This is a genomic window from Asaia bogorensis NBRC 16594 (assembly GCF_001547995.1).
Classification (GTDB): Bacteria; Pseudomonadota; Alphaproteobacteria; order Acetobacterales; family Acetobacteraceae; genus Asaia; species Asaia bogorensis.
Genome location: NZ_AP014690.1, coordinates 2587410 through 2598633 on the forward strand (window position 1 = coordinate 2587410; position 11224 = coordinate 2598633).

10 protein-coding genes are annotated in these 11224 nt (G+C 55.7%); 9 read left to right on the forward strand and 1 reads right to left on the reverse strand.

What is annotated here, in order from left to right; genetic code table 11:
* Positions 1-9: 9 nt before the first annotated feature.
* The 4 genes from Asbog_RS11360 to Asbog_RS11375 all read left to right on the forward strand — a co-directional run bounded on the left by Asbog_RS11360 (position 10) and on the right by Asbog_RS11375 (position 4848).
* Positions 10-1116: a flagellar motor protein MotB gene (locus Asbog_RS11360; RefSeq protein WP_062165220.1), complete on the forward strand. Its 1107-nt coding sequence runs from the start codon at positions 10-12 to the stop codon at positions 1114-1116.
* 65 nt (positions 1117-1181) lie between these two features.
* Positions 1182-2054 carry a flagellar motor stator protein MotA gene (motA, locus tag Asbog_RS11365; protein ID WP_023980041.1) on the forward strand — a complete coding sequence of 291 codons (873 nt, stop codon included), beginning with the start codon at positions 1182-1184 and terminating at the stop codon, positions 2052-2054.
* Positions 2055-2457: 403 nt separating this feature from the next.
* On the forward strand, positions 2458-4032 hold the full coding sequence (locus tag Asbog_RS14410) for a hypothetical protein (RefSeq protein ID WP_146926325.1): 1575 nt from the start codon (positions 2458-2460) through the stop codon (positions 4030-4032).
* A 78-nt stretch (positions 4033-4110) separates the two neighbouring features.
* Positions 4111-4848: a flagellar hook assembly protein FlgD gene (locus Asbog_RS11375; protein ID WP_261763176.1), complete on the forward strand. Its 738-nt coding sequence runs from the start codon at positions 4111-4113 to the stop codon at positions 4846-4848.
* Between the two features lie 94 nt (positions 4849-4942).
* On the opposite strand, the gene Asbog_RS11380 is transcribed toward Asbog_RS11375, so the two are convergent.
* Positions 4943-5746, reverse strand: a complete 804-nt coding sequence (locus tag Asbog_RS11380) for a winged helix-turn-helix transcriptional regulator (protein WP_062165223.1) — start codon at positions 5744-5746, stop codon at positions 4943-4945.
* 506 nt (positions 5747-6252) lie between these two features.
* On the opposite strand from Asbog_RS11380, the gene Asbog_RS11385 reads away from it, so the two are divergent.
* From Asbog_RS11385 to flgF, 5 genes are all read left to right on the forward strand, one after another.
* Positions 6253-6480 (forward strand): hypothetical protein, encoded by a 228-nt coding sequence (locus tag Asbog_RS11385; protein WP_062165224.1) that lies wholly within the window; start codon positions 6253-6255, stop codon positions 6478-6480.
* 462 nt (positions 6481-6942) lie between these two features.
* The gene (locus Asbog_RS11395) at positions 6943-9150 is read left to right on the forward strand and encodes a hypothetical protein (protein WP_146926323.1); all 2208 of its coding nucleotides are present in this window, start codon (positions 6943-6945) and stop codon (positions 9148-9150) included.
* 143 nt (positions 9151-9293) lie between these two features.
* A complete protein-coding gene (gene flgB, locus Asbog_RS11400; protein WP_062165227.1) occupies positions 9294-9704 on the forward strand; it encodes a flagellar basal body rod protein FlgB in 411 nt (136 codons plus the stop codon).
* 21 nt (positions 9705-9725) lie between these two features.
* Positions 9726-10133: a flagellar basal body rod protein FlgC gene (gene flgC, locus Asbog_RS11405; RefSeq protein ID WP_023980049.1), complete on the forward strand. Its 408-nt coding sequence runs from the start codon at positions 9726-9728 to the stop codon at positions 10131-10133.
* Positions 10134-10214: 81 nt separating this feature from the next.
* Positions 10215-10958, forward strand: a complete 744-nt coding sequence (gene flgF / locus Asbog_RS11410; protein ID WP_062165228.1) for a flagellar basal-body rod protein FlgF — start codon at positions 10215-10217, stop codon at positions 10956-10958.
* Positions 10959-11224: the final 266 nt, after the last annotated feature.

The window sequence follows — 11224 nt, forward strand, 5'->3', positions numbered from 1 at the left end:
TGAGCGCAGATGGCCAGAAAAAATCGCCCCTCCGTCATCATCCGTCGCCAAGATGAGGATGGACACGAGCCCCATCATGGCGGTGCATGGAAAATCGCCTACGCGGATTTCATGACGGCCATGATGGCGTTTTTTCTCGTCATGTGGCTCCTGAATGCAACGACTGACGAGCAGCGCCGGGGGATTGCCCAGTACTTCAACCCGCTGGCCGATGAAAAATCGGCAATTCCGCCGGAAAAAATCGTTGATACTCCCCCCGCTCCTATGATGGGCGGGAGCAGTTTTGATCGTCTCGAAGACAATGAGAATATGGATACGGCGGGGCCGGTGCCCGTTCCCTATGAAGGGCATGGCGCTTCGTCCCCTATCGAGGCAGTTCCGGCCTTCCATCATCAATCCGAGCATGAATCGCTGCCGGCCCAGGCGGCAATCGTTCCCATAGGGGGCCCGGAAGCAGGCTCGCGTCATGATAAACCTGGCCCTGTCGGGTCCGAGGCATCGAGAGCCGAGAAGGCCAACCTGCATGATATGACACACAATCTGGAACAGGCACTCAAAGCAGGCAAAGATACCAGCGATCATCTCGACAATGTGGCGATCTCTTATGGTCGGGATGAAATCAGGATCGAGCTTCACGACACCGAAAATGTGCCAATGTTCGAGCTTGGAGCTTCTGCACCAAACAAAGCCGCACGCGCCATGCTGGGCGAGATAGCAAAATGGCTCGCGCCGATGCCGGAGCGTATCTCAATCGTCGGGTATACGGATGCAGCCCCTTTCAAGGGCAAGGTTGCAGGAGGAATGTCCAACTGGACCTTGTCCGCCTTGAGAGCCGATCAGTCACGCGAAATTCTCGTCAAGTCGGGATATCCCGACCCCAAGATCCTGGACGTATCAGGTGGCGCAGATCGGGAACTTGCCGACTCGGCAGTACCGTCAGCCGCAGCGAACCGCCGGGTCGTTATCATCATGCATCGCTTGCATCCCGATATGAATCAGGTGGAGGCCGGATCAGGCACTCTGACAGGCGAGCACGAAAAACCCGTGGATAATAGTTCCGGTTCGCCTAAGATCATGCCACAGGCTGGGCACAGTGCCTCTTCTCCAAACCCTTAGCATCCTCCGACATCACATCAGATACCTTTCAACATTCAGCCTCGAATAAGAAACGGAATTCAAAAATGCTTTTTATCGGGGGGCTTGTCTTTTCCCTTCTGTGTGTTTTCGGCTCATTCGCTGCTTCAGGCGGTGTAATGGGGCCACTGCTCGCATCCATGCCCTTTGAACTGATTACAATTCTAGGTTCGGCGCTTGGCATTTTTGTTATGTCGAATTCCATAGGTGCCCTCAAAGAACTGCCGCACAACTTCAAGCTTGCGCTCAAAGGGCCGCAATATGATAAGGCCGCCTATGTGGATCTTCTCGTTGTTCTCTTTCGCCTGACCCGTCTCGCTCAAGCCAAAGGGGCGATGGCGCTCGAGGAGCACGTAGAAAATCCGCAAGACAGTGGTATCTTCGCGCTCTCTCCAAAGGTCCGTGACGATACGGAAACCCGCGATCTTATTTGCGATTATCTGCGCCTGGTGAGTCTCAATCTCGAGGACGCCTACCAGCTTGACGACGTCATGGCCCGCGAGCTTCGCAAAAATCAGGCCGAGAAACTGCATATTTCAGAGTGTCTGACGAGTATTGCTGATGCCCTACCTGCGCTGGGTATCGTCGCCGCGGTGCTTGGCGTGATTAAAACCATGGCCTCAATCAGCAAACCTCCTGCCATTCTAGGCGAGATGATTTCCGGGGCACTCGTCGGAACATTTCTGGGCGTTCTGCTGTCCTACGGGGTGGTGGCTCCCCTCGCCTCAAGAATCAAGGCGGTGATTGTGCAGGATGGCCGTTATCAAGGCATCATCAAGACGGTCCTGGTTGCCCATCTCCAGGGCAATCCCCCGCAGGTTAGCGCCGAAATCGGACGAAAAGAGATTCCACCGGCTGCCATGCCGAGCTTTTTTGAACTCGATGTCGCCCTGACAGAGTCTCAGGGAGTCGCTTCATGACACTCCTGACCTGCGAGATGACGGAGTGGTCAATATGAGAGTGAGAGAGAGACAGGGCCGATCTGTGGCGAGTGATAAGGCATCGCGGTCAAACCTGCCCGGCAATGCCCCACAACTCACTTCGGGCGCCGCAGTGTCGGGTGCCCCCCTGCCGTCCCCCCAGTCATTCCGCAGTCAACTTTCGTCGGCAACTCAACCACAGAAAGCTGTTTCGAATACCCTGACGCCTCCAACTGACAAATGGTCAGATGTCGTCAGCGGTGCCTCACTGGCCGTGGCGGGAGGGTTGAGCGGTTCAACGTCTCTAGCCAATGCCCCACCCGACATACTCCCGACACTCTCGACCAAAGGGCAACGCACCAGCTCCGGGAGAGAGGATGAAGGTTCGATCAGCAACGAAGCCGTGAGCAACCAATCATCGGTCGCAGTGATGCAAGGGGGCTATTTTTTAGCCTCAAGCCAGGTCCTCGCCCCCTATGATATGGGTTCGACATCAACGTCCGGGCAGAGCGACATACGCACATCCGCCAACGGCTCGTCGTCGAATGGATTCGATATTCTCTTACACGCAGCGCCCTTCTCTTCGGTACAGGCACCAAGTGGGTCAGCAATCCTGCAAAATGCCGATATCTCCTTCCAGCGGCACAGCCCGGCGTTGTCGGGGCAATCAGATACTTTCGCGGCCCTTGCTCAACCAGTCTCCGCCGGTGCGCCCCCGCTCACAAACCTGTTCATTGGCGATGCAACGCAACAACCGACAACGCCTGACACAACATTTGGCCGCAGCGCCCTGACTACCTTGCAAGGATCATCAACTCCAGCGATTGGGGCCTATGTCGGGCCTGTCTCCCCGTCAGGCGCTTCTGCCAGCACCGGGCGGGACGACGGGAGATTGTCATCACTGCCAACCATCAACACGTCCGCCGCATTCGATCCTGCGGCAGCGATAACCCAGACAGGAGGGACTTGGCCGGCGAAACGGTCCGCTGCTATTATCTCTGGTACTGGTGGAGGCTCATCATATCTGACGGATGGTACCCTCGCTAAAGGCTGGGTAGTCACGACCTTGCCAGACAATAGCCAAACCAACACGCCCACTTCTCCGATCATCAATCAAGCGACCGTACAGCAAAGCGAAAGACAGGCGCATTTCGGATCTCTTTCCGACAGCACAGGCAAACCTGCCCCAAGCGTCACGCCCCTGCAACCTGGCGCAGCAGATGAACCGGACTATGAAAGTGACTGGTCCGGCGTCGCAGCGTTAGGCGGTACGACAGGCAGAACAGAGGGCGAAGAAACATCGTCAAAAGGAGACAACCCGCCCGAGGATCACTCTGAGGCAAAGGCAGCGACACCTTTGCTGGTCGCGCAACTTGCCGATGCCATCGGGGGGTTACACAACGATTTTGGATCGATGGTGCTCAACGGCCAAAGAGAGGACGGGCAGCAAAAAACCTCAAGTCCTATGGAAAGAGCGATATCGGACTCCACGACGAATCAAGGTGACCAGCCACAGACCGCGTCCAGCTCGACGACGATACTGACTATGACGTTGCAGACAACTGATACGAGTCCGATTCAACTAAGCCTCGAGGGGCAAAATGGGATAGCGACACGCATCATCCTTCAGAGCGATGATGATTCCACTGCGGAAAGCCTGAGCAAAACCAGACACGATCTTATCGCCTCCCTGCATTCAGCTGGAATTGATACGACTTCGATCAGAATCGACATCGTCTCATCCATGTCTGGCGGGTCCAATGCGCAGACCCACGACCATCATGCTCAAAATGGCATGAACCTATTGATGCAAGGGCAAAACTTTGATGGCGGTGGTCAGGATTCCAACCCCGGATACAGACAGCAAGAGAGTAGACTCGGGACGTCCGAACCCGATAACATAGGGGATACCGGCATTACATTGCTGGCTTCAGACTCCGCCCTGGCAACCAATGGCCGCGTCAACATCACGGCTTGATGACAGACATTCAACGCTTCGACTTTTTTCACAAGGGCAACAACATTGGCAACCTCGTCGATCAGCAACGAAAGTGCATTGCTTCAGGCCGCTGAGGCCACCGCAAAAGCTTCGGCCAACTCTTCGTCATCGAGCACCTCATCGAGTTCGAGCGCTGCCTTGGGTCTCTCGTCCCTTGCGAATAACTATACAACATTTCTGACGTTGCTAACGACCCAGTTGCAGCATCAGGATCCCAGCAGCCCCATGAGTTCTGACTCGTTCACCTCTGAACTCGTCCAGTTCGCCGGTGTGGAACAGCAGGTGCAAACCAACACCAATCTGTCATCCCTTATCTCGCTCAACGAGAGCAGCCAGCTCAGTTCGGGCAGCCAGTGGGTGGGACAGACAGCTACGGCGAAATCGACCACGTTGCCCCTTCAGAGCGGTGCAGCGTCGCTGAGTTTCAAAGCAACTCAGGGCCAGAACGTGGCCATCGCCGTTAGCGATTCATCTGGAAAAATCGTCAAGACCGATACAGGGTCCGCTGTTTCGGGCACCAACAAATGGACATGGGATGGGACTGACAATTCGGGTAACAAACTGGCGGACGGCGCTTACAGTGTCGCGGTAAAAACGATCGACTCTACCGGCACCACATCCGACGTGCCCTTTACCGTAACGGGCATTGTGACAGGCGTTACGAAAGGAAGCTCCGATCTTGAGATTCAGATGGGAGGTGCCACGATCCCATTGTCGAACATCACCAACTTCAGTGGCAAGACAGCCTCGAGCACGACCCAGAGTTCTGACAGCTCAGATAGCGTTGAGGTCTAAACAGGACCACGAGGTAGCGCGATACGCAATACCTCGCAGGCCACCTTCCCAAGGCGTGACAAGTCAAGCAATGCCTTGGATACCCTGATTTGGCTCAGCTCTGAGCCTGTCCAGGCGATGCCATGGAACCAAGCATATGGATACCGCCCGTCACAGGGAGGCAATTTTCTCTTGCCGGGGTACGAACGGGCAATTCTTCCTGAGGCAGAACAATTGTCATTGGTGAAAACGCGGGCTCATTCAGTCGATAACCTATCCCCCATTGGGTTGTGAATGGCTCGCTTATTTCGAAAGCCCTTATCTTCTTTCTGATCTTGCAAATCATTACGTCGATAACCTTTCCGAAGGGCTCGTCTTCACCACTATAAAGGCTATCCAGCAGCACTTCCTTGCTCAGGACCTGGTTTTTGCGCATGACGAGAAGGACGAGAAGATCATATTCCTTTCGGGTCAAGGGAACCACGGCCCCGTCGATGTGCACCTCGCGGCGGTCGATACCGACCGACATTCTGCCAACTTGCAATGTTGGGCTGTCATGACCGCCCGCGCGCCTAGCCACCGCGCGCAAACGCGCGAGAAGAACCCTATGATCGGTCTCCTCGCCAACGCAGTCATCTGCGCCCGCGGAAAGCAGTTCGACCTCTCCTTCCGCCGAACCGATTTTACGAACAACGATGACAGGTACTGCAATCTTCCCTTTGCGTAATTGCCGGATGATGCGGGTATCCGAAGCGGCCTGCTGCAGAACCACGATATCATAATGCGTGCGCCGCAAGGTCTCCACAATCCCGGCAGGGCCGCTGGCCGTGATCGACAGGGACCCTGCTATCGCCGCTTTCGCGAGCTCGTCGCTCGGCCTTCCTGCCCCGGAGCTTTCAGCAACACACAATACGCGCATTTATGATCCACCAATAGTTTTACTTATGATTATATAATTTTGTCTGGTTATTTAGTTGGTCAATTATGGAAATCTACCTTGACTACCCTACCTGCGTTCACAAATCGACATTACTGGTCGAGATCCCTCAAAGGGCACAGGCTGACCATACAGGGCAGACATTAACGAGACTACCAGTGGGTGACGAAATATGGCTGAACCGCGACGATTTTTTTCCCCTGTTGCCCAAAGTCACCTCGACATCGTCAAATTCCATCAATCCCCCCTCCGGTACGCAATTTCGGGATGCCTGGAACGTTCGACAAAAGCATGGCCCTGCCATCGGAATTCGTGCTAACACTGACTTATGGGGCCTGAAGCGTTCTCACATGTAACAAGCAAAAACCTTAACGTTATTGTAACAAAGAAGGCGCATAACTTGTGACAAAATGTTTGGCAGCATAAGCCACAAGCCATTTTCACAGGGTCTTTGTGCCCCGTTTGACGATTTATAACCGGAAACAACAATGTTAGATATTTCAGCTGCCTCTTCGCTCTCCGCCGCGCTGCGTCAGGCGACAAGCACGAGCGCGCACGCATCCTATGCTGCAAGCCGCCACGGTACCCTGTCATCTCAAGCTGTCGCCGAAACAGCCAAATCCGGGGCAGTACAATTTTCTGCTGACGGGGGCTTGTCCGCAACCTCTGCACGAAGCGGCTCGACCATCACCCAGATTCTCGATTTTCTGGCCTGACCTGATAGCGCCCATGTCCTGCCAGATAGAAAGAACGCCCGTTACCGCAGGCGTCTGCACTGGAGATATCGGCCACGCTCATTGGGCGGACCGGTCGTGTCGCATCTGAATTTCAAGGCAATCGGGAAAGCCCTGCGCCTCGCACCTGCCGCGTTGCTTCCAGGCCTTGTCTTTGTGGCGTCCGCAAGGGCCGATCACAGGCATACGCTTCAAGGACGCAAAGAGCTGCACCCGCATACGCGGCCTGCTCAGCCGCGAGAAATACCAGACCAGAAAGAGCATTTGCCTGATCGGATTTCCGGGAGTGACCTTGTGCAAGGCCTCCCCCCTTCGTGGCGTGCAACGCTTCTGAATGCTCCTGCAGCTTCACCTACGGAGAAGACAGACAGCAGGCCCAAACCCGCCCCTGCACCCCAGCCCGCTGTCACAAAGGCGGCCACGCCGTCAGGGGTCGATCTGCCCGTGGCAACGTCACAGGCATCCCAGGATCGGGTCCTGCTGCCTATCCCGCCCAAGACTGGCATCGCGGCATTCGAGAGCGGGGATCGCTTTATCGTCATCGTTGATAACGCCATTCCGATGGACACGTCCGCGATACATGGAGACGGCGTTTTTTCGTCCCTGAGCGTCGATGTATTGCCAGACGCCACCATCATCCAGCTGCGCAGATCAGACAGCCGACCGCTCTTTCTTTCACAACAGAGCGATGGTTGGGTGCTGGGGCTCAAACCGCCGCTCGATATTCCCCAACAGGATCGACGCACTATAAACCCTCACGTCGTCGCAACGGGTGTCCTGTATCCGATGCGCCGCAGCGGACGCGTTCTGTCTGTATCTGACCCGGCCTCGGGCGCACGCCTTTTGATTGGCACCTCCCTTCTCGATGATGGGGGCGTTACATCCATGCGACGTACACCGGGATACGATGTGTGGCCGACCAATGAGGGCGTCGTCGTCTCTGCACGTGACGCCGAAATCACTCTATCCGCCGTCCCTTCTGGCCTTCTGCTCAATCGAGACGGACACAGCATGGTGGATGATGGACAGGCAGTCTATGCCAACGACATCGATCTCGAGTGGCTTGCCCTTAAAGATCTTGGCGATACCGCTCTGCGCCAGAGATTTCATGACGCTTTTCTCGCAGCAGCAGACTCCAGCCCCTCCAAGCGCTTCGAGGCTCGCGTGAAAGAAGCGCAGGCAGCCTTCAGCATGGGAGCATTCACCGAGGCGAGAGGTATACTGGCTGTTGCGCTCAGAGACGATCCAGAGGAAATCGGCCGTCCGGAAATAAGGTTCCTGACTGAAGCAACCGCGCTGATGAGTGGCGATCTTGAGGACGCCTCGGGATTGGATGGCCCATGGCCCGAGAAACAGCAACGAGCGGCGCAGTTATGGCGGGCACTCTATCTTGCTCAGGCTGATCAGATCGATGCGCGCGGCACCCATCGCCTCGTGCTTGATCTCGATCGGATCAGGAGTTACCCCGCGAACGTGCGGGATATTTTGCTTCCCCTCGCTGCCGAAACGATTGCGCGCAACGCTACGCCCACTGATCTGCCCGCCTTGAACAAGCTGCCGCAGTCATCTGGCTTTCAGTTGAGTCGCGCGCTCGCCAATATGCGGCTCGGTCGGACCGACGCAGCACGGAGAAGCCTTGAACACCTCAAGACCGATCGCGATCCTGTAATCGCCGAAAAGGCGGCGGAAAGCGAGATCGTGCTTGACCATATGCAGGGCAAGTTATCTCCCCAGCAGATGATCCGTGCTCTTGATGCCATCATCCTCGATGCGCGACTGGCCGGGCGCGAGATGGCGGTTCGTCTCACTCAGGCGGAGGCATTTCTGCAGCTGGGCGATTGGCCAAACGCTGCTCTGATGATCGATCAGGGCGTCCCGCCAGGGCGCCCCTCTGCCTTGATGAGCAAACGTAACACGATACTTCTGAAAGCCCTGAAGGGGCTGGCTGAAATTCCCGCCACCGGTCTGGACAACCAACAGGCGCTACGCAATGCAGCGCTACTCAAGGCCCATATTGCAGGACTTCCGAACGGTCCCGAGCAGGCCAGCCTACAAGCTGCCTATGGAAAGCTTCTTCTTTCTATCGGTCTGATCGATGACGGGTCCAAAGCACTCGAAACAGCCGTGCCGGCTCTGGAGAGTCCGGAAGACAAAGCCAGCGCGGGTCTTGCTCTCGCCGAACTCGCCATACAGCAACGAGACGCGGCACGCGCGCTTCAAACGCTCGACATGACCGAGTCGGAGACGGTATCCCCCGAACTTCGCGCGCAGCGCAATGTCGCAAGAGCCGAAATTGCCCTTCTAGACGGAAACACGGCAAAAGGTCTCAACATCCTCAAGGACGCACAGGGCCAGTCTGCCAGACTGGTATCAGCGGCCACCTTTGAAAATCAGGGGGACTGGGCCGCTGCGACCCATGAGCTCAAAATTGTCGCACAAGAAAATCTTCCCGCCAAAGGTACTCTCTCGGATGTGGCACAGGACCTTGCTCTCAGACTCGCATCCGACGCCGCACGTGCCGGAGATGACACAACGCTCAAATGGCTTGCAGGGCGCATCGCCGGGAGAGCAATGAGCCCTTCCAGGGCAAGAATATTTTCGCTTTTAACCCAGCACGCCCCGCCGCCCACCCTGTCGGCCGGCAATCCATGACATACCAGGGAGAGGCGACGCAGAAATTTTTTGTTACGCATCGCGGTTCTGCTTCTCCAGGCCGCTTTTTCATACTAGAATGGGAACTATCCGAATAATGCTATTTATCGCTTCTGTCGGCGAAGAATGAAGGGCGAAATTTAATGCTCCAAGCAACGTCACCGCTTTCAGTCAGCGCTGATAAAGGGACAGATATTCTCGACCTCGCCAACCGCCGCATGCAGTGGTTGCAGTCGCGCGAGACGCTCATCGCAGGCAATATCGCCAATGCAAATACGCCTAATTATGTGGCCCGTGACCTTCCTGATTTCAAAGGCGCCCTACAGAACCAGATGTCTGTCCAGCTTGCCCAGACCGAGCCAGGGCATATTGCCAGCAACATGAGCCAGAAAGGTTCGGTCAAAGCCGATAGCAGCACGTCGATCGATGGCAACAAGGTCGACCTTGAAAGCGAACTCGTTAAGATTGCGCAGACCGACGACCAGCAGCGCATGGCTACGAGCGCTTACAGCACATATATGTCCATGTTTTCTCTCGCTCTAGGTTCATCCTGAGCCTGGTCTTTCGAGGTCGAAATGAACTTCACAGATACTATCGGAATTTCCGCGTCCGGCATGCAGGCTCAGGCGAAGCGCCTGCAGGTCGCAGCCGAGAACCTAGCAAACTCTGAAACGACTGGCTCTACACCGGGTTCCGATCCCTACCGCCGAAAAACCATTACATTTAAGGAAATTCTTAATCGCGATACCGGCGTTTCATCTGTCTCAGTGAAGGAGATAGGTGAAGACCGGACAGCCTTCGAGACCCATTACGACCCATCCCAACCTGCCGCAGACAAAAATGGACTCGTCAAGCTTCCCAATGTCGATGCGATGACCGAAATTATGGATACCCACGAAGCACAACACTCATATGAGGCCAATTTGAACGCCTTGCAGGTAACGCGTTCAATGCTCACGCGCACGATCAACCTGATGAAGTAATGGAATGGATTTCCATGGTCATGCGCATGTGTGCGCACGTGATTTCCTTGCCATTTAAAACAAAAAGGCTGGTCGAGCATTATGGATAGCACTGCTTATATTGCCTTGTCGCGCATCGACGTACTCAAGCGTGAGCTCGACGTTGCCGCCAATAATCTGGCGAACGAGAACACCGACGGCTTCAAGGGATCCCGGGAGCTCTTTTCGCAGTATCTTGTCCATCAGAAAGGGTCCGGGGTGACTCCAGGCGATCGGGAGCAGGCGTATGCCCAGGATAAGGCGACGTTCAGGGATCTGGTCCAAGGCCCCTTGAGAAGCACGGGTAACGCGACCGACGTTGCGATCAATGGTGAAGGCTATTTCACCGTCCGTACAACACAAGGGGTACGACTGACCCGCAACGGACAATTTACACGCCGCCTCGATGGCACGATCATTGATAGCGCGGGCAATCCTGTGCTCGACAATAACGGTCGCAATCTTGTTCTGCGGCAAGAGAGCGGAGATTTCTCGATCGCCAAGGACGGAACCATATCGACTGAAGATGGTCCACTGGGAACGATAGGCGTTGTCACGGTCAATAACCCCCAGACACTGATGGCAGAGGGCAGCTTCCTCTTCAAGCCTACAACGCCAACGCGGCAGATGCCCACTCCCGAGTTGCATCAGGCAATGCTGGAGGGAAGCAATGTCAATGCGGTAGCCGAAACAACCCGTCTGGTGCAGATCCAGCGCGATTACGATCTCACTTTTCAGCTCATCCAGACGGAGACGACCCGAGGCATGAATGCTATCGACAAGATTGCAGCCGAGCCTAGCAGTTGACGCTGACAAAGCGATCCCGCATGCCGGCCTCTCCCCATCGGTGATTGAAATGCTCCCCTATCGATCAAGGATCGCAATGAGCTTCCGGTTCTGCGTTTTCTCTTACAGGCCTATGCTTCGTTGCTGCATACTCGGGATAACTGGTCTTCAGCTTTCTGCGTGCGCGGCTGATGACATCGCACGTCATCTTACCGGTCGTGAATGCAACGCCGGTTACATACAGCAGGGTGAAGACTGGTGCGCTCCAGCCGAGCGACCACCTGCGC

Bases quoted from the DNA above. Each gene is read 5' to 3' on its own strand.
- Asbog_RS11360 (WP_062165220.1), top strand. From the start codon at position 10: ATGGCCAGAAAAAATCGCCCCTCCGTCATCATCCGTCGCCAAGATGAG.
- motA (WP_023980041.1), top strand. From the start codon at position 1,182: ATGCTTTTTATCGGGGGGCTTGTCTTTTCCCTTCTGTGTGTTTTCGGC.
- Asbog_RS11380 (WP_062165223.1), bottom strand. From the start codon at position 5,746: ATGCGCGTATTGTGTGTTGCTGAAAGCTCCGGGGCAGGAAGGCCGAGC.
- Asbog_RS11385 (WP_062165224.1), top strand. From the start codon at position 6,253: ATGTTAGATATTTCAGCTGCCTCTTCGCTCTCCGCCGCGCTGCGTCAG.
- flgB (WP_062165227.1), top strand. From the start codon at position 9,294: ATGCTCCAAGCAACGTCACCGCTTTCAGTCAGCGCTGATAAAGGGACA.
- flgC (WP_023980049.1), top strand. From the start codon at position 9,726: ATGAACTTCACAGATACTATCGGAATTTCCGCGTCCGGCATGCAGGCT.
- flgF (WP_062165228.1), top strand. From the start codon at position 10,215: ATGGATAGCACTGCTTATATTGCCTTGTCGCGCATCGACGTACTCAAG.